20 protein-coding genes and 1 tRNA gene are annotated in these 17,203 nt (G+C 56.0%); 17 read left to right on the top strand and 4 right to left on the bottom strand.

The features are described 5' to 3' along the window. Positions 1-3: 3 nt before the first annotated feature. Together BLU05_RS03405 and BLU05_RS03400 are read right to left on the bottom strand one after the other, a co-directional pair. Positions 4-480 carry a DUF2269 family protein gene (locus tag BLU05_RS03405; RefSeq protein ID WP_091877788.1) on the bottom strand — a complete coding sequence of 159 codons (477 nt, stop codon included), beginning with the start codon at positions 478-480 and terminating at the stop codon, positions 4-6. Positions 481-483: 3 nt separating this feature from the next. Beyond that, positions 484-1,782: an SDR family oxidoreductase gene (locus tag BLU05_RS03400; RefSeq protein WP_091877787.1), complete on the bottom strand. Its 1,299-nt coding sequence runs from the start codon at positions 1,780-1,782 to the stop codon at positions 484-486. A gap of 79 nt (positions 1,783-1,861) precedes the next feature. Here BLU05_RS03400 and nthA point away from each other — a divergent pair, with 79 nt between their 5' ends. The 6 genes from nthA to BLU05_RS03370 all read left to right on the top strand — a co-directional run bounded on the left by nthA (position 1,862) and on the right by BLU05_RS03370 (position 5,546). Continuing rightward, positions 1,862-2,482, top strand: coding sequence for a nitrile hydratase subunit alpha (nthA, locus tag BLU05_RS03395; protein WP_091877786.1), 621 nt, complete (start codon positions 1,862-1,864; stop codon positions 2,480-2,482). Next, positions 2,479-3,138, top strand: coding sequence for a nitrile hydratase subunit beta (gene nthB, locus BLU05_RS03390; RefSeq protein ID WP_091877785.1), 660 nt, complete (start codon positions 2,479-2,481; stop codon positions 3,136-3,138). Before nthA ends, nthB begins: the two co-directional genes overlap by 4 nt. Beyond that, entirely contained in the window at positions 3,125-3,487 is a 363-nt protein-coding gene (locus BLU05_RS03385; protein WP_280139025.1) for a nitrile hydratase accessory protein, read from the top strand. Before nthB ends, BLU05_RS03385 begins: the two co-directional genes overlap by 14 nt. Position 3,488: 1 nt before the next feature. Beyond that, a complete protein-coding gene (locus tag BLU05_RS03380; RefSeq protein WP_091877784.1) occupies positions 3,489-3,935 on the top strand; it encodes a hypothetical protein in 447 nt (148 codons plus the stop codon). 61 nt (positions 3,936-3,996) lie between these two features. Continuing rightward, positions 3,997-5,124: an ATP-dependent DNA helicase gene (locus BLU05_RS03375; RefSeq protein ID WP_091877783.1), complete on the top strand. Its 1,128-nt coding sequence runs from the start codon at positions 3,997-3,999 to the stop codon at positions 5,122-5,124. Positions 5,125-5,150: 26 nt separating this feature from the next. Further along, positions 5,151-5,546, top strand: a complete 396-nt coding sequence (locus BLU05_RS03370; RefSeq protein ID WP_091878474.1) for a GNAT family N-acetyltransferase — start codon at positions 5,151-5,153, stop codon at positions 5,544-5,546. Here BLU05_RS03370 and BLU05_RS03365 read toward each other — a convergent pair. Further along, a complete protein-coding gene (locus BLU05_RS03365) occupies positions 5,543-6,241 on the bottom strand; it encodes a TenA family protein (protein WP_091877782.1) in 699 nt (232 codons plus the stop codon). The genes BLU05_RS03370 and BLU05_RS03365 overlap by 4 nt on opposite strands. Positions 6,242-6,372: 131 nt before the next feature. On the opposite strand from BLU05_RS03365, the gene BLU05_RS03360 reads away from it, so the two are divergent. The 5 genes from BLU05_RS03360 (at position 6,373) to ilvC (ending at position 12,289) form a co-directional block, all read left to right on the top strand. Then, positions 6,373-7,113, top strand: a complete 741-nt coding sequence (locus BLU05_RS03360) for a pyridoxine 5'-phosphate synthase (RefSeq protein ID WP_091878472.1) — start codon at positions 6,373-6,375, stop codon at positions 7,111-7,113. Positions 7,114-7,270: 157 nt separating this feature from the next. Continuing rightward, on the top strand, positions 7,271-9,181 hold the full coding sequence (locus BLU05_RS03355; RefSeq protein ID WP_348271753.1) for a potassium transporter Kup: 1,911 nt from the start codon (positions 7,271-7,273) through the stop codon (positions 9,179-9,181). Positions 9,182-9,229: 48 nt separating this feature from the next. Next, positions 9,230-10,483 (top strand): FAD-dependent oxidoreductase, encoded by a 1,254-nt coding sequence (locus tag BLU05_RS03350; protein ID WP_091877780.1) that lies wholly within the window; start codon positions 9,230-9,232, stop codon positions 10,481-10,483. A gap of 107 nt (positions 10,484-10,590) precedes the next feature. Next, on the top strand, positions 10,591-11,235 hold the full coding sequence (locus BLU05_RS03345; protein WP_091878470.1) for a TetR/AcrR family transcriptional regulator: 645 nt from the start codon (positions 10,591-10,593) through the stop codon (positions 11,233-11,235). A gap of 34 nt (positions 11,236-11,269) precedes the next feature. Further along, positions 11,270-12,289, top strand: a complete 1,020-nt coding sequence (gene ilvC / locus BLU05_RS03340) for a ketol-acid reductoisomerase (RefSeq protein ID WP_008123624.1) — start codon at positions 11,270-11,272, stop codon at positions 12,287-12,289. A 53-nt stretch (positions 12,290-12,342) separates the two neighbouring features. On the opposite strand, the gene BLU05_RS03335 is transcribed toward ilvC, so the two are convergent. Then, positions 12,343-12,684, bottom strand: coding sequence for a BA14K family protein (locus BLU05_RS03335; RefSeq protein WP_244518134.1), 342 nt, complete (start codon positions 12,682-12,684; stop codon positions 12,343-12,345). Between the two features lie 175 nt (positions 12,685-12,859). On the opposite strand from BLU05_RS03335, the gene BLU05_RS03330 reads away from it, so the two are divergent. From BLU05_RS03330 to BLU05_RS03305, 6 genes are all read left to right on the top strand, one after another. Beyond that, positions 12,860-13,975, top strand: coding sequence for an endonuclease/exonuclease/phosphatase family protein (locus tag BLU05_RS03330; RefSeq protein ID WP_091877778.1), 1,116 nt, complete (start codon positions 12,860-12,862; stop codon positions 13,973-13,975). Between the two features lie 3 nt (positions 13,976-13,978). Continuing rightward, the gene (locus tag BLU05_RS03325; RefSeq protein ID WP_091877777.1) at positions 13,979-14,689 is read left to right on the top strand and encodes an NUDIX hydrolase; all 711 of its coding nucleotides are present in this window, start codon (positions 13,979-13,981) and stop codon (positions 14,687-14,689) included. A gap of 173 nt (positions 14,690-14,862) precedes the next feature. Beyond that, complete coding sequence (locus BLU05_RS03320; protein WP_091877776.1) at positions 14,863-15,252, top strand: cupin domain-containing protein; 390 nt, start codon at positions 14,863-14,865, stop codon at positions 15,250-15,252. Between the two features lie 268 nt (positions 15,253-15,520). Continuing rightward, positions 15,521-16,438 (top strand): PhzF family phenazine biosynthesis protein, encoded by a 918-nt coding sequence (locus BLU05_RS03315; RefSeq protein WP_091877775.1) that lies wholly within the window; start codon positions 15,521-15,523, stop codon positions 16,436-16,438. Positions 16,439-16,541: 103 nt separating this feature from the next. Next, positions 16,542-16,617: transfer RNA gene (locus BLU05_RS03310), tRNA-Lys, on the top strand. A 79-nt stretch (positions 16,618-16,696) separates the two neighbouring features. After that, complete coding sequence (locus BLU05_RS03305) at positions 16,697-17,041, top strand: RidA family protein (RefSeq protein WP_091877774.1); 345 nt, start codon at positions 16,697-16,699, stop codon at positions 17,039-17,041. Positions 17,042-17,203: the final 162 nt, after the last annotated feature.

Here is a 17,203-nt window from a genome sequence, read left to right as displayed (position 1 = left end):
GTTTTACCAGCTGAGATCGGGTTTGGTGAGCATCAGCCAGAAAATGGCAATGACTGCGGCAAATGCGGGAAACCCGCAAATAAACCAGATGTTATAAAGCCTGAAGTAGTGGGCGGGTAGTTCAGCCCCGCTTGCCGCTGCTTGTGTGGCGATGTTGCGCAACTGAATCTGTATCCAGACGACCGGCAGCCAGAAAAGACCGATAAGGACATAGAGGCCCAGTGACAGGGCAATCCACGGTGTGTCCAACGTCCATCCGATGGATTTTGCCAGGAGATAACCGCTGATCGGTTGCAGAATGACTGCCGAGGCCGTGAAAACCGTATCGGCAAGAACGACTATGCCCGCAACATGGCTGATAATTGCCGGATTGCGCGTCCTGTGCGCCATGACCATGAAGAATGCGATGCCTGAGCCGGTGCCGAATAGAACGGTTGCGCCGATGACATGGATGAGGCGGAGAATATCCTGATACAGCATTTTCTAGCGCTCGTTGAATATGGCAAGGCAGGCCAGAGTGAGAACCATTGAAGGGATCACTTTTACATAAGGTCCGAGAGGATCAAGCCAGAGAATAGGGGCGAGAAGTGTTCCTGCAAGAAGATAGGCAGCACTGAGAAGCAACATTCCAAGCATGGCCTTGATAGCGTGCCGCCTGAGCAGGACGAATAAGCCGAGAAGGATGTCGGCAAGACTGGTGATTGCCGTGAGCAATTCGGCACCCAAAGGACCGAAACCGGGTACAAGATTGCCAGCCGCCATATCAAAACTCAATAAGCTCAGTGCCCCTGACGCTATCCAGAAGAGGGAGAGGGTGAGGATCATCAATGGTTTCAGCAGGTATAGCCGCGCAAACCAGAGATCCTGCACACCGGCGGTATGTCTGGACAATGTTTCCGTCAATGTGAGGAGTTCTGGTCGTGTAGCCGAAGCGCCAGCTTTTTCGATGTCGCCCGAGACAATGCCATCCATCATGATCGCCATAACAGTCGAGCGCAGGGGAGAGCGCCAGCCGAGGTGGCCAGTGAGGTCAGCGGCACGAGCCATCAGATTTGCCGCTATTTCTGGCAGGCGCAGAACAGAAGCGGGTTTGAGCCCCAGCCATGCCCGATGTGCGGCCACCACCTCAGCCAAGGTATGGGTCCTGGGAGCAACGAGTGCGAAATCTGAACCCGGCGTGATCTTTCCTTCGATACAGGTGAGGACGGTTTCGGTTACATCATCCAAAGCAACAAATTCCACCGGGTGGTTATGAAATATCAGTGGTGTGAGGAAGGGAAACGATGCCAAAGCCCGGATAAGGGCCGAACCGCCATTTGCATTACGGCCAATGACGAGAGCAGGCCGCAAGATCACATATGGCAGAGTTGATTGTTTGAGAGCGATGTCGGCAAAACGCTTGGTGGCAATGAATGGCAGGTCTGCGCCACTTTTTTCGGTTTCTGCGGAAATCTGCACGATGAGTTTGATGGAAACCCGCTGAGCCGCCTGATAGAGCGCGAGCATGGCACTTTGCTGGACGGCTGTCACATCGTCCCGGGCACCGTCTTGCAGGGCGCCCGCACAATTGACGATAACATCCATCCCGCTGATCAGGGCAAGCCAAGCATCCGATTGCAGCAGTTTTCCGATATCGACAGATTGCCATTCGATTTCCGGCAGGCGTTGGCGCGCCGCCTGGATGCTTCGCCCGATGCCGGTAACAGAATGGCCGTTCATTGCCAGTTTGTGGCACACAGCCTGTCCGATGAAACCATTGCCGCCAAGTACAAGTATTTTCATGAAGCTATCCCGGATACCGGCGCAAATTAAGCCTGCCGATCTGCTTGATGAGTGAGCGCGGCGGCATTACAATTAACTCATGCCACACCATCACGATGATCACCACCACGATAATGAACTTGATCCTATGGCCGCGCGGGTGCGGGCATTGGAGACGATCCTCACCGAAAAAGGGCTCGTTGATCCCAAGGCTATCGATGCCATTGTCGAGACCTATGAGACCAAGGTCGGGCCGCGCAACGGCGCGCGTGTCGTGGCCAAGGCGTGGGTTGATCCTGAGTTCAATGCCTGGTTGAAGCGCGATGCAACTGCAGCTATTGGGTCGCTTAGTTATTCGGGCCGTCAGGGCGAGCACATGCAGGCAGTGTTCAACACTGACGAAACCCACAACCTCGTCGTGTGTACTCTTTGCTCCTGCTATCCGTGGTCGGTGCTGGGCCTGCCGCCTGTCTGGTATAAATCGCCGCCTTACCGGTCACGCGCGGTTATCGATCCGCGCGGTGTGCTGGCGGAGTTTGATCTGGTTTTGCCAGAGGCGACCAGTATTCGGGTGTGGGATTCGACTGCCGAACTGCGTTATCTGGTGATACCCCTCCGCCCCGAAGGCACGGATGGCTGGAACGAAGAACAACTGGCCGAACTGGTGACGCGCGATTCGATGATTGGCACCGGTTTGGCGCGCGTTCCGGAGGTCGCATGAACGGACCGCAGGATCTTGGCGGGCAGATGGGCTTTGGTCCGGTCAATCCGGAAAAGGATGAGCCGTATTTTCATGCCGCATGGGAAAAGCGGGCGCTTGGTCTGACACTGGCCGCCGGAGCGATCGGCCATTGGAATATCGACGAAAGCCGTCACGCGCGGGAAAGCCTGCATCCGGCTGATTACTACTCATCCAGCTATTATGAAATCTGGACAAAAGCGCTGGAAATATTGCTCAAGCGCCACGGATTTGTGACCGATGCTGAATTGAAGGACGCGCATTCGCTCGGCAAGGGTACTGAGCCCAAGCGCACGTTGAAAGCTGAAAATGTAGCGTCTGTTCTGGCAAAGGGTGGACCATGTGACCGACCGGTTGAGGTGGCACCACGCTTTCAGGTGGGGGACCATGTGAAGACGCGCAATTTCAATCCAGAAACACATACCCGGCTGCCGCGCTATGCCCGCGGGAAAATGGGCATTGTGGAGGCAATGCGGGGTGGTTTTGTTTTGCCTGACAGCAATGCCCATGGCGAGGGCGAGAACCCGCAATATGTCTATACGGTCGTGTTCAAGGCGGACGAGATCTGGGGTGAGGGTGCCGATCCGACGTTGACTGTCAGCATTGACGCCTGGGAGAGCTATCTTGAGCTTGCGTGATCTGATTGCGTATTCGCAAGGGTTGGGCGACGGGATCGATGCGCCTGTTTTTGCCGAACCGTGGCAGGCAGAAGCCTTTGCCATGGTGCTTGCATTGCATGAACAAGGCTTGTTCGGCTGGGATGAATGGGCGCAGGCGCTATCGGCCGAATTGAAGCGTCCGGGCGCTCTCGATGATGGCAGTGATTATTATCAATGCTGGGTTGCCGCGCTGGAATCGCTGATCGCTGCAAAAAACGTGACAAATTCCACTGATATTGATCATTTGGCTGCTGCATGGCAGCGTGCTGCCCATGCTACCCCGCATGGCCAGCCGATCCGGCTGGAAAACGATCCGGAAAGGTCTTGAGATGCATGGAACTTCGACAGTTCGCCGTGCAGCGATTGTGTTGATGCTATTTGCGGTTGGCAGTTATGCCGCGCCGGTGCGTGCGCAGGATGCTTCCTGGCCGGTTGCCTCGGAAGAGGACCTGCGCAAGGTCATCACAGGAGCAACCATTACTGGTGAAGTCAAAGCGCAGCCGCCGTTCAATTTTACCGAGTTTCTGGGACCAGATGGCAAATCGCGCGGCAAGTTGATCGAATGCTGTAAGCCGGACAAGGTTTTGACCAATGGCATGTCCTATGCCGGTGAATGGACGCTGGAGAAAGACACGCTCTGCCTGCTTTATGAAGGCGAGGAGCAGAAAGTTTGCTGGTACCTGCAAGTGAAGGGCGATCAGTTCCGTATGCGGGACACGAAAACCGGAGCCTCCGGGGAGGGAAAAATCCGGCCCGGAAACCCGGATAATCTATAGTATAAGACGCGTTTGTCCCATTTTCCTTGCCCTTTGAGGGCGAATCCTGTCAGTCAGGGCGATGCAATTATCACCACAACAGGATGAGGCGCTTGGCGCTGTTTCCAAATGGCTGAAAGACGGGCGCAGCCCGATTTTCCGGCTTTTCGGCTATGCCGGTACCGGCAAGACGACGCTTGCCCGCTATTTCGCCGAGCACATTGATGGCGACGTCCAGTTTGCTGCCTTCACCGGCAAGGCGGCGCAGGTTCTGCGCTCGAAAGGCGCATCCAATGCCCGGACACTGCATTCGCTGATCTATCGCCCGCGCGGCGAAGAGGCAGTCGAGGATGAGACGACTGGTAAGACCAGCATTGCGCCGACCTTCTCGCTCAACCGGCAAAGTCCTGTCTCGAAGGCAAAGCTTATTGTTGTCGACGAATGCTCCATGGTCGATGAACAGCTTGGCCGTGACCTGATGAGTTTCGGTACGCCCATTCTGGTGCTGGGTGATCCCGGCCAGTTGCCGCCAATATCAGGTGGCGGCTTCTTTACCGAGCATGAGCCAGATTTTCTGCTCAGCGAAATTCACCGGCAGGCGCGCGACAACCCGATCCTGCGCCTTGCGCTTGATGTGCGCGAGGGGCGCGAATTCGGCTATGGGGATTTCGGTGCGGCCAAGGTCATTTCCAAGAATGATGTGACGCAGGATCTGGTGCTCGGCGCCGATCAGGTTCTGGTTGGCACCAACCGCACGCGCCGCCGCTATAATCAGCGTTTGCGCGAACTCAAAGGCTTTTCCGCATCGTTCCCGCAGGCGGGTGACAAGCTGGTGTGCCTGCGCAATGATCCGGCCAAGGGGCTGCTCAACGGTTCATTGTGGAAGGTGATGACCTCATCACGCGAAACGGTGAAGCCCGGCATCAATCTGCTGGTTGCGCCTGAGGATGAAGAGCCGGGCCGGGGCGTTGCCAAGATCAAACTGCTGAAAGCGCAGTTTGAAGACCCTGACAGCGAAATTCCGTGGCAAACCAAGAAGCGCTATGACGATTTCGACTATGGCTACGCGCTGACGACCCACAAGGCGCAGGGCTCGCAATGGAACGACGTGGTTCTGTTCGACGAAAGTTTTGCCTTCCGGGATACGCGTGATCGCTGGCTTTACACGGCTATTACCCGCGCGGCGGAACGGCTGACCATAGTGAGATAGAGAGTTTGTCCGGAGGCGAAAAGGATATGCAGTGGATCGATCGGATCGAAGGCAGCCACCGGCAGGAGCTTTTTGCCCTTTACCAGAATGAGTGGTGGACGAAGAACCGGCAATATGATGACGTCGTGCGGATGCTTGAGCATTGCGACATCATCATTGGCTGCTGTGTCGAGGGTAAGCTGATCGGCTTTGCCCGTGTTCTGACTGATTATGTTTACAAGGCGATGATCTTCGACGTGATTGTTGATGAAAAATTCCGTGGGACGGGGTTGGGCCAAACGATCATGGACCGCATTAAAGGCCATGAAAAACTGAAATCCATGGCAAGCTTTGAGCTTTATTGCCCGGATCGCCTTATCCCGTTTTATGAAAAAATGGGTTTTGCAACGGGTACGTCATCGCTCTTGCGGTACCAGCCCTAGACTCGGGCCATCCCGCGCATTCCCATTGACCAGAACCCTGCTTCCAGCCGGGTTGCCGTGCGGAAACGCCGATTGAGTGACTTCCACCGCCCTGAACTATCAGGCGACAGGCCAAGCCGGGTGCGAACGCTGCTTTCGATCAGTTGCCCGACCGCATGGCAGACATCCTGATAGTCCTTGCCCGCATAGGTATCGATCCATTGCTGGTAGGGGTTGCCTTTCGCTGAGGTGGCGGCGAGGCGTGTACCGATTTCGCCATAACCCATCACACAAGGCGCGAGAGCCGCTATCAGATCAAGGAAATCACCGGATAGCCCGGCATCGATAACATAGCGGGTATAAGAGAGATTTTCGGCCTCTTCTTCGGTCTCAAGCAGGGCCGCGCGGGAAATTCCCGCCTTTGCGCATATCTCGATATGCACAGGCATTTCATGATTGACCAATGCATTGACGGTTGCCGATGCCAGTTCCAGCTCCTCGTGGCTTTCCGCCTTCAGCACCGCCATTCCCCAAGCCCGCGAGAAGTGGAACAGGAAAATGTAATCCTGAACCAGATAATGCAGAAATGCCTGCTCAGGCAGCGAACCATCGCCGAGACCGCGTACGAAAGCGTGGTCGACATAGGTGGACCAGTCAGTGGCTGCGTTTTCGCGCCACCGCGCAAAAATCGGCGAAGAAAAGTCAGATGGGCTCATAAAACTGATACTCTTTACGGGCAAGAAATTGCGGGGTGACGACCATCTTGGGCTATGGTTCAGATTCCAATGTTTTATGTTCTCTTTCTGCGCTAAAGATCAAGGCAACACCTTCTGCAATGGAATCCGGCATGACAGCTTCCCTTTCCGTGAACCTCAATGCAATTGCCATGTTGCGCAATCGGCGCGACCTGCCTTGGCCCAGTGTTATCGGGCTTGGACGTGTGGCGCTGGCGGGTGGAGCGGGCGGGCTGACCGTGCATCCGCGTCCGGATGAACGGCATATCCGCTTCTCTGACCTGCCGGAGATTCGGGCGCTTATCGATGACGAGTTCCCGCAAGCCGAATTCAACATCGAGGGCTATCCGACGGCGGAATTCCTTGATCTCATTGCCAGGAACGAGCCTGAACAGGTCACGCTGGTTCCTGATGATCCTGATCAGTCGACCTCTGATCATGGCTGGGACCTGAAGAAACACGGCGACTTCCTGCGCCCCATCATTCAGAAACTAAAGCACCAGTCGAGCCGCGTATCGCTGTTCATTGATCCTGATGTGGAAGCGCCAGCGCTGGCCAAGGCTCTCGGTGCGGACCGTGTTGAACTCTATACGGGCCCCTATGGCGGTGCGCATGACGATCCACGCCGCGAAGCATTGGAACTGGACAGGCTTGCAAGAGTTGCAGAAGCGGCTGGCAAGGTGGGCATTGCTGTTAATGCCGGGCATGATCTGACGGTCGCCAATTTGCCTGCGCTTGTTAAAAAAGTGCCGAATCTGGTGGAAGTTTCGATCGGTCATGGCCTGACAGCCGAGGCTTTGACGCACGGCATGTCGCGTGCCGTGGAAAGATTCATGAATGCGCTTCAGGCGTAGAGCCTTGATTCGCGTGCGAGATTTGCGTTGCCATGCGTTTTTGCATAACGTGGGATGACAGCTATGTTAAAATGGCGATTGATATTGCGGTGCAACACGACTAACTCGTCCGCCCACGCTGTCAGAGCGAGGGAAAACCTGTATGAGTGACCAGCAAATTGGCGACGAGAACGATTCGAACGGCACCGTCGCCTATGAACCGGAACCGCATCACAAAGAAGCATTTCCGGTTCTTGTGCTTGGTGCCCTCGGCGTTGTCTATGGCGACATCGGGACGAGCCCGATCTATGCCTTTCGCGAAGCTTTGCACGCAGCGTCAATGGATGGATTTCTGAGCAGGACCGATATTCTCGGTGTTGTCTCCATGATCTTCTGGGCGCTTACCCTGATCGTCACCATCAAATATGTTTTTTTCGTGCTACGCGCCGACAATGACGGCGAGGGCGGTATTCTTTCTTTGATGGCGCTGGCGCGGTCCAGTTTCAAATCCCGGCCACAGCTTATTCTGGGTCTAGGTATCGTCGGTGCGTCGCTGTTTTACGGTGACGCCGTGATTACGCCGGCCATTTCGGTGCTCTCGGCGGTTGAAGGTCTCGAGATTGTTACGCCGGCGCTGACGCCGTTCATCGTCCCGATTACCATTGTGATTCTGCTCACGCTGTTTTCCGTCCAGCGATTCGGCACTGCGCGCGTTGCCACCATCTTCGGGCCGATCACCCTTCTTTGGTTCCTTGCCATCGGTTTTTTTGGCCTCTGGCATCTGACCGATGATCTGAGCGTATTTGCTGCTGTAAATCCCTATTATGCGGTCGAGTATATTATCGATAATCCGGGAACAGCATTTCCGACTATCGGTACAGTGTTTTTGGCGGTGACGGGTGCAGAAGCACTCTACGCGGATCTCGGCCATTTTGGCCGCAAGCCAATCGCGACCGCATGGGTTTGGATCGTGTTTCCCTGTCTTCTCCTGAACTATTTCGGGCAGGGCGCCTTCATTCTGGCTCATGCTGATTCTGCCAAGAACCCGTTCTTCGAAATGTTCCCGCACTGGGCGCTGCTGCCAATGGTGCTTCTGGCCACCGCGGCGACCGTTATTGCCAGTCAGGCGGTTATCTCGGGCGCTTATTCCCTGTCGCGTCAGGCCGTGCAGCTTAATCTTCTGCCACGTCTGAACATTGAGCACACGTCGGAGAAGCAATCGGGTCAGGTCTATCTGCCACGCGTCAACATGCTGCTTGGCCTTGTGGTTATCCTGCTTGTTCTCGGCTTTGAGCGTTCAACCAATCTTGCTTCCGCATACGGCATTGCTGTGACAGGCAATATGCTGGTCACCACCATCCTGCTTTTCATCGTCATGACGCGCATCTGGAAGTGGCGCCTTTGGGTGGCGGTCAGCCTGACTGTCTGCTTCATGATTATTGATCTGACCTTTGTCAGCGCCAACCTGATCAAGGTTGTCGATGGCGGCTGGGCATCTCTCGTCGTGGCATTCCTGATCATTCTGGTGATGTTCACCTGGGTGCGCGGCAGCCGTCAGCTGTTTGAGAAAACACGCAAGGGCGAAGTGCCGCTTGATCTCATCTCGAAGAAAATGGCGCAAAACCCGCCGCCGCTGGTGCCGGGAACCGCTGTTTTCCTGACCGGCGATCCGAAGAGCACGCCGACTGCCCTGATGCACAGCCTGAAACACTATAAGGTGCTGCACCAGAACAATGTGATCCTGACCGTCATCACCGCGCCATCGCCGCTCGTCAAAAAGAGCGAGCGGGTCAAGATCGAACCCATCAACGATCTTTTCATGCGCGTCACGCTGACCTTCGGCTACATGGAGCGCCCGAATATCCCTCGTACACTGGCGATCTGCCGCAAGCAGGGCTGGAAGTTCGATATCATGACAACGTCGTTCTTCCTGTCACGCCGCTCGCTCAAGGCATCGGCGCGCTCGGAAATGCCGCATTGGCAGGATCGGCTGTTCATTGCGCTGGCGCGCACCGCCAGCGACGCCACCGAGTATTTCCAAATCCCGACCGGCCGCGTTGTCGAAATCGGAACGCAGGTCAATATTTAGGACGATGTGAGACGCGATGCCGGGTTGAAAGACCCGCATCGCGTCTGTATGCCCGTACCAGCAAAGGGGCGGGTCAGATTGAAAAAGCAGCAGATTGCCATTGTCGGTGCAGGCCCCGCAGGACTTGCCGCAGCGCTTTATCTTCATCGTGCCGGGCATGATGTAAAACTTCTCGAACGCTTTTCGACACCGTCGCCCTTGGGGTCTGGTCTCATTCTGCAGCCGACCGGCCTGACCGTGCTTGATGATCTTGGGCTTTTTGACCGTATTTCATTGCTGGGCAACCGGATTGACCGGCTCTATGGCGCTGATGCCCTGTCGGGACGTCCGGTGCTTGACGTCCGCTACTCCGCCCTGAAAGGCGGGCGCTACGGCATTGCCGTGCACCGCGCTGCGCTGTTCGATGTGCTCTATCAGGCCGTCTTGCGGGAAGGGATTGATATCCAGACCAATGTGGATGCGCTAACGATGCAAACCGGCCATGGCCGTGCGTGGCTGATGACCAATACCGGCCGCAGTATTGGCACGTTCGATCTTGTTGTTGATGCCAGCGGGTCGCGCTCGAAACTCAAGCAATATGCCTTCAATCCGTCGGAGCCAAAACCTCTGACCTATGGCGCCTATTGGGTATCGCTCAAATGGCACGGCGAAGGCTTTGATGCGCGCTCCCTGTTGCAGCGCTACCGGAAGGCAGGTGTCATGATCGGCGTTCTGCCAATCGGCAGGACAGATGCGGCTGGTGACGATATGGCCGCCTTCTTCTGGAGTACAAAACCCGATGAAGCGGACAGTCTGCGTGCTGCCGGAATTGAAAGCTGGAAAGACCGGGTTCTGTCACTCTGGCCCGAATGTTCTGTCTATCTCGATCAGATCAATGGTTTCGACGATATGACGCTGGCGCGTTATGGCCACCATACACTGTCTATGCCGGTTGGCCGTCATCTGGCTGTTATCGGCGATGCCGCCCATTCCACCAGCCCGCAGTTGGGGCAGGGTGCCAATATGGCGCTATTGGATGCACGGGCGCTCGCCCATGCCTTGATGACGTCCACCGAGCTTGATGCGGCTCTGTCTGCCTATGCGGCGTCCCGCCGGATGCATGTGCGCGGTTTTCAAGCTTTGTCGCGGGCCTTCACGCCGTTTTACCAATCGGATTCAACCGCGCTGCCTTTCGCGCGTGATCGGGTTGTGCCAACCCTGGCGCGTATTCCGCCAGCGCCACAAGTTCTGGCATCGATGGTATCGGGTACTCTTATCGACCCCTTCAGGCCAATCGGCTTGCGCGAAAAGATCTGGAACTAGAATTCTTTTTCATCACCACTTGCCAAATGATTTTCATCGAACTAGAACCGAACCGTAACGTACGGTACGGCAAAAGAAGCCGTGAAAATTGATTGGAAAGACGCCTCGTGCAATCCGTAACAGAAGCCAGTGACAGCCCTTTGACAGAACGTCAGCGCGACGTTCTTGATGCGGCGCTTGGTCTTCTCGTGGAAGCGGGTGATACGCTGACGATGACGAGCGTGGCGCGCCGTGCCAGCTGTTCCAAGGAAACTCTCTACAAATGGTTTGGCGACAGGGACGGGCTGCTGACGGCGACTGTCCAGTGGCAGGCGTCAAAAGTACGCGGTATTCCCGCCAAACGTGATGGCCTTGATCTGATATCGCTGACAAGCGGGCTTGAGCGCTTTGCTTCGGACTGGTTGCGGGTGCTTTCGGGCAAGATTTCCGTGGCGCTCAACCGCATAGCCGTCAGCCATGCGGGCAGCGACAAGCGCGATCTTGGCGCGATCGTTCTGGAAAACGGTCCATTTGCCATGGCGCGTCGTCTGATGCCGCTGCTCGAAGTCGGGCGTGAGGCTGGCCTGCTGGCCTTCGAGGATACGGAAGAAGCATTTCGCACTTTTTTCGGACTGGTTGTCCGGGATGTGCAAATCCGGTTGCTGCTTGGTGACCGGTTCGAGTTGACTGATGTGGCAATCGACGGCGAGGCCCGGCGCGCGACACAGCAGTTTTTTGCTCTTTATGGAGCTTATACCAACGGGGCCGGTTAAGGCCGCTGTACGCAACGCTGAAGGGAAGAAATCAATGCGCGTATATTATGACCGCGATGCAGACATCAACCTGATCAAATCGAAGAAGGTTGCCATTATCGGATACGGTTCGCAGGGCCGCGCCCATGCGCTGAACCTGAAGGACTCCGGTGCCAAGGACGTGCGCATTGCCCTGCGTCCAGGTTCAGCAACCGCCAAGAAGGCCGAAGCCGATGGCTTCCAGGTTGTCAGCGTTGCTGACGCTGCAAAATGGGCCGACCTGATGATGATGGCGACCCCTGATGAATTGCAGGCCGACATCTACAAGGATCACATTGCCGACAATATCCGCGACGGCGCTGCGATTGCTTTCGCCCATGGCCTCAACGTGCATTTTGGCCTGATCGAGCCAAAGAAGACCGTTGACGTTGTCATGATCGCGCCAAAAGGCCCCGGCCATACGGTTCGCGGCGAATACCAGAAGGGCGGCGGCGTTCCCTGCCTCATCGCCATCCATCAGGATGCATCGGGCAATGCCCATGACCTTGCTCTCTCCTACGCTTGCGGTGTTGGTGGCGGCCGTTCGGGTGTTATCGAAACCAATTTCCGTGAAGAGTGCGAAACCGATCTGTTCGGCGAGCAGGTTGTTCTGTGCGGCGGTCTGGTTGAACTGATCCGCGCCGGTTTCGAAACGCTGGTTGAAGGCGGCTATGCGCCTGAAATGGCCTATTTCGAGTGCCTGCACGAAGTAAAGCTCATCGTCGACCTGATCTATGAAGGCGGCATCGCCAACATGAACTACTCGATCTCCAACACTGCTGAATGGGGCGAATACGTTTCCGGTCCACGCATCATCACGGCCGAGACAAAGGCAGAGATGAAGCGCGTATTGACCGACATCCAGACCGGTAAGTTCACATCCGACTGGATGCAGGAATACAAGGCTGGCGCATCGCGCTTCAAGGCTATCCGCCGCAACAACGACAAGCACCAGATTGAAGAAGTCGGTGAAAAGCTGCGTGGCATGATGCCTTGGATCGGCAGCAACAAGCTGGTTGATAAAGCCAAGAACTAAGCTTTTCTAAGCTGCATAAAAATGGGCCGGTAGAGCGATCTACCGGCCTTTTCCTATTGCAGCGTACAGGTGCGGCGTGGGCCGCTGCGCGGCTGATAGGTATTGTCAAAGGCGCGGTAGGATTGATAGCGATCCTGACAATTCTGGGCCTGTGTGCGCGTGGGCGGCGAGATAATCGGCCGGCTCCTGCGGAAATCATTGCAGCGTGCCGTTCCTGTGCAACCGGGGCTGGCAAGGGCCGAGTTGTCATTGCCAAGCACCAGCGGCGTTCTTGGAACGACATCATTGCCGCGCGGCGCCGGGCGATATGGCTGCACCTGTGCCGACGCAACACCGATACCAACCGTCAGGACAAGACCAAGGGCAGCGAGGGCGGAGAGCAGGCTTTTCATCATTATCATATCCGTATTGTTTCGCTTTTTTATATAGGCCTTCATGCGGCTCATCGCTACCTGCCCAAGCGGAAAACGTTCGGGTAACGGTTTCGGCACTGGTTGTGATGCACCAATCAGGCTAGGCTTGGCGTAACGTCCTGCTTCTCCCATTGGTTTCATAATTCAGGGTATTTGAATGTCTGTACGCATCGCCACGTTCAATGTCGAAAATCTGATGAACAGGTTCGATTTCTCAGGCTTCAAGAACAATCTGAACAAGGACCGGACGCTTCAGCTCTTCCAGATCAATAATGAGGAACAATACCGGCAACTGGAACAGGGGCGGGCCATTGCCCATGCGGATGATACGCGGCAGCTGACGGCACTGGCCATCGCCGAAACCCATGCGGATATTCTGTGCCTGCAGGAAGTCGATAATATCGGCGCACTGAACGCTTTTGAGTTCGGTTATCTGTTCAAGATGGTGGGCGAGGGCTACCGCCACAAATATATGCTTGAAGGCAATGACAGTCGCGGCATTGATGTTGCCGTGTTGATGCGCGACCAGACCCGGCATGGCGAGCCTATCGAATTCATCGAAATGACCAGCCACGCCCATATGACCTATAATGATTTTGGTCTCTACAACGCGGAGATCGCGGCGCTTGGGCTTGAGCCGCATGACCGTATTTTCAAGCGGGACTGTCTGGAGATCGATGTGCGCATTGGCGGGCGGCCGCTAACACTATTCGTCAGCCATTTCAAATCCATGGGACCGCCGCGCAATGGGCTTGACGGACGTACAGCCTCCATGCCCGTGCGAATGGCTGAGGCAAAGGCGGTGCGGCGCATCATCGAGGACCGGTTTGCGGATAGCGGCGGCTCGGCGGACAAGCATTGGGTCATCTGCGGTGATTTCAATGACTACCGCGAGCGGGTGATTATCGGCGGCGATTCCATGGCCGGATATACATTCGATCCGGTGCGCGAGGCGGTAAGCAGTGTTGACGTGTTGCTGGAAGGCGGATTCTGCGAAAATCTGGTGGAGCGTCGCCCGGTTATGGATCGCTGGACGCTGTACCACACGCGCGGCCCCGAGGAGCGGCATCTGTGCCAATTGGATTATATACTGGCCTCGCCGGCGCTTGCGCGAACCAACAGCGATGCGGTTCCCGATATAATCAGGCGCGGCCAGCCGTACCGCACGATTTTCCCGCCCGACCAGAAGGTCGAGATGTTTCCGCGTATTGGCTGGGATCGCCCCAAGGCGAGTGACCATTGCCCTGTTGCCGTAACGTTTAATGTTGTCTGACTGATGCTCAATATACCAGAAGAAACCGTCATCCCGATCAGCCAAGCTATTGTGCGTGTGGAGGAAGGGCCTCTCGCCTATGCCGTGCAGCATCGCGATGCGATAACGGCAAACTGGGCTCAAGAAATCGCTGGCAAGCCGACGCTGTTCGACGGGTCATTCTTCATGGGAGAACATGCCGAAATCGAGGGCAGTGTTTTCCACGCCCTCTACAAACGCACGACATTCGCCACGATGATGCACTGGAAGCGCAATGTGACGGGTGAAAAACCCTGGCACATTTTTGGCGTCGGCGTGATCGTATCGAGCGACAACAGGCTGATCGCCGGACGGATGGCGCCGACAACATCGGTTGCGGGCCGGGTGTACTTTCCTGCCGGGTCGTTTGATGCCGATGATCTGGTTGATGACCGGGTGGATTTCGATGGCAATGCCCAGCGTGAAGTCGCCGAGGAAACCGGGCTCAATCTTGCCGAAGCGGCGCGGCGTGATGATATGGCCTATCTGGTAAGGGTTGATCGCAGTATCGCAGTGTTCCGGCGCTATTATTTTACCCAAACGGCGGATGAACTGCTTGCCTCCATCCGCAAAACCATCGCCTCGCAGGCCGAGCCTGAGCTTGATGATATCTGTGCCATCTCCGCGGCGGGAGAGATGGGCGAGGCAACGCCGCGCACGTTCAGCACTTTTGCTGATTGGCACTTTGGGGATTAGGGCTATCCGGTGAATTGCAGACTCCAACCGGACATCGCCAAGTTCGGATGGTGCCAATATAGTTGAAAAGTTGCTAAATATGCCGTGCATTCGCCCAGACCGTCGCGTCATCCGCTTCCGTCTTGGCACGCGTGCTTCGTTTGAGCATTGGGAATTACAAGGAGTCAGCTGTGATGAAGTGTCTGCGCATCTATGCCACCCCGGATGGCGAGTCGCATTTCGACGAAGTCGAGTTGCCAACGACCAAGAGGTCGGTGCACCCCGATGCCGTGCCGTTCGATGTTACTGCCAGTTATCAGGCGTCCCGCGTCCGCCTCACGCACATTCCGGCAGGCATGCGCGAGGTTGCTTGGCATAGCGTCCCAGAACCGGTGCTTACGGTCAGGCTGGATGGTTCGGTTGAATACGAGACGAGCGACGGAGAGGTGCGCCGCGTTCAGGCGGGTAGCTTCGTGTTAGTAGAGGACACGCATGGCAAGGGACATCTTTCTCGTCATTCCCCAGAGGCGCAAACTGTTATCTGGATATCACTACCAAGCGGCTTCGATTTGCCCTCGGCATAGTCCGTCAGGCTATGTGGTAGTCGCCGCTGCCGAGACTGTTCTGCACCGGCGTCTTTAAAACTCAGCGTGGCGCGCCCCGTCAGCTTAGGACGACGGACATGCGCGCTTTGGGGGGCAGTGGCATCGCTCGACCTCCCAGCCATTCCGATTTGGCTACGCGCTTACGAGTATATGCTCTGGCCTCACTGGAATGTCACCGTCACAAGGTTTAACTTGATCAGCTCCCTCCAGTCTCTACTTTTGCCAGAGGTTCGACGAGGAGCACCAAATGAGCGGCAGGCGTTATCAGGTTTATGATGTTTTCACCGACAAGGTTCTGACGGGTAATCCGCTGGCTGTCGTCCACGATTCCGCTGGCCTTGACGATGTGGCCATGCAGAAGATTGCCCAGGAGTTCAATTTCTCCGAGACGGTTTTTGTTCTGCCCGCCCAAAATCCTGCCCATACGGCACGAATTCGGATTTTCACACCCGAATATGAAATGCCTTTTGCCGGTCATCCGACTGTGGGCTCCGCCATTGCCCTGGCACAGGTTCGTTTCCCCGATGTTTCGGATGATCAGGAAGCGCTGATCATTCTGGAAGAGCAGGTTGGTCCGGTTCGCTGCGGTGTCAAATTGACCAGCCATGGTGCCTTTGCTGAATTTGATCTTCCCAAATTACCGGAACCGCTGCCCTATGAGTATGACAAGATAGCCCTTGCGAGGGCCTTGGGCCTTGAACCAAAGGAAATCGGTTTCGAGAATCACGTTCCAACCATCTGGGATGCGGGCGTGCCCTATCTTCTCGTGCCGGTGCATGGGCTGGCCGCGGCGGGCCGCATTCGAATCGATCAGGCAGCCATGAAGAAGGTGGCTCCCACAATCGGCCAGCGCCAGCTTCCCGCCTATGTCTATTGCCGCGAGACCACGCTGCATGACAGTCATTTTCACGCGCGGATGTTCGTGAGCGGCGATGGTACCTATGAGGACCCGGCGACCGGGTCTGCTACTGCTGCTTTCGCCGGTGCCATCCATTACTTTGACGAACCGCTTGATGGTTTACTGCGCCTGTGGCTGGAACAGGGGCAGGAAATGGGCCGTCCGTCACGGTTGCGTCTGGAACTGGATATTGCCGACCAGAGGCTTGTTGGCGGGCGTATCGGCGGTTCTGCGGTCAAGACAGCAGAAGGGCAGCTTTTCGTTTAAGCGACTTATTGTTCAAAGCTGACATAAAGTTTTCATGAAGGGCTGGACAGTCCGGTTTTGGCCCGTTATAGAGCCCCCACCTTCGGTCGTCACAACGGCTGACGGGCACATAGCTCAGTTGGTAGAGCAGCTGACTCTTAATCAGCGGGTCGTAGGTTCGATCCCTACTGTGCCCACCAATTCTTTGAAAAAAGGGCCGTATGGCCCTTTTTTCTTATACACGTCCGTCTATCCCCAAACTGCTAGAGGAGACTCTCCATGAGCATTCGTCGTATTGAAGTCGGTCCACGCATGAGCCAGGCCGTTATCCATGGCAACACGGTTTATCTCGCAGGTCAGGTAGGCACACCCGGCAAGAGCGTTACCGAGCAGACCAAGGATGTTCTGGCTTCGGTTGACCGTTTGCTGAAGGAAGCCGGTTCCGACAAGTCCAAGCTCCTGCAGGCTATCATCTGGATGGCCGACATGAAGGACTTTGCCGAGATGAATGCGGTTTGGGATGCATGGGTCGATCCGGCCAACACACCTGCACGCGCCACCGGCGAAGCCAAGCTGGCGACACCTGACTACAAGGTCGAAATCATTATCACTGCTGCGATCTGATTCTTTACAGAAATCTACCCGATAGGGTGGGTGACGCAGAAGAATAAGTTCATCCCGGCGGAAATATTGTATTTTGCTGGGATGAAATGAAGTGCACGCCAGTAAATCTGCTCCGATGCACTGGATTTTTGGCGCGGGAATGAATAAAGTCCGCGCTTCTCG

It is taken from the genome of Phyllobacterium sp. OV277, from assembly GCF_900104355.1.
Taxonomy (GTDB): Bacteria; Pseudomonadota; Alphaproteobacteria; order Rhizobiales; family Rhizobiaceae; genus Phyllobacterium.
The sequence above is the reverse complement of the archived record's forward strand: the minus strand, read 5'-3'. Positions and strand labels throughout refer to the sequence as shown.

Bases quoted from the DNA above. Each gene is read 5' to 3' on its own strand.
- BLU05_RS03405 (WP_091877788.1), bottom strand. From the start codon at position 480: ATGCTGTATCAGGATATTCTCCGCCTCATCCATGTCATCGGCGCAACC.
- BLU05_RS03400 (WP_091877787.1), bottom strand. From the start codon at position 1,782: ATGAAAATACTTGTACTTGGCGGCAATGGTTTCATCGGACAGGCTGTG.
- nthA (WP_091877786.1), top strand. From the start codon at position 1,862: ATGCCACACCATCACGATGATCACCACCACGATAATGAACTTGATCCT.
- nthB (WP_091877785.1), top strand. From the start codon at position 2,479: ATGAACGGACCGCAGGATCTTGGCGGGCAGATGGGCTTTGGTCCGGTC.
- BLU05_RS03380 (WP_091877784.1), top strand. From the start codon at position 3,489: ATGCATGGAACTTCGACAGTTCGCCGTGCAGCGATTGTGTTGATGCTA.
- BLU05_RS03375 (WP_091877783.1), top strand. From the start codon at position 3,997: ATGCAATTATCACCACAACAGGATGAGGCGCTTGGCGCTGTTTCCAAA.
- BLU05_RS03370 (WP_091878474.1), top strand. From the start codon at position 5,151: ATGCAGTGGATCGATCGGATCGAAGGCAGCCACCGGCAGGAGCTTTTT.
- BLU05_RS03365 (WP_091877782.1), bottom strand. From the start codon at position 6,241: ATGAGCCCATCTGACTTTTCTTCGCCGATTTTTGCGCGGTGGCGCGAA.
- BLU05_RS03360 (WP_091878472.1), top strand. From the start codon at position 6,373: ATGACAGCTTCCCTTTCCGTGAACCTCAATGCAATTGCCATGTTGCGC.
- BLU05_RS03350 (WP_091877780.1), top strand. From the start codon at position 9,230: ATGCCCGTACCAGCAAAGGGGCGGGTCAGATTGAAAAAGCAGCAGATT.
- ilvC (WP_008123624.1), top strand. From the start codon at position 11,270: ATGCGCGTATATTATGACCGCGATGCAGACATCAACCTGATCAAATCG.
- BLU05_RS03335 (WP_244518134.1), bottom strand. From the start codon at position 12,684: ATGATGAAAAGCCTGCTCTCCGCCCTCGCTGCCCTTGGTCTTGTCCTG.
- BLU05_RS03330 (WP_091877778.1), top strand. From the start codon at position 12,860: ATGTCTGTACGCATCGCCACGTTCAATGTCGAAAATCTGATGAACAGG.
- BLU05_RS03325 (WP_091877777.1), top strand. From the start codon at position 13,979: ATGCTCAATATACCAGAAGAAACCGTCATCCCGATCAGCCAAGCTATT.
- BLU05_RS03320 (WP_091877776.1), top strand. From the start codon at position 14,863: ATGAAGTGTCTGCGCATCTATGCCACCCCGGATGGCGAGTCGCATTTC.
- BLU05_RS03315 (WP_091877775.1), top strand. From the start codon at position 15,521: ATGAGCGGCAGGCGTTATCAGGTTTATGATGTTTTCACCGACAAGGTT.
- BLU05_RS03305 (WP_091877774.1), top strand. From the start codon at position 16,697: ATGAGCATTCGTCGTATTGAAGTCGGTCCACGCATGAGCCAGGCCGTT.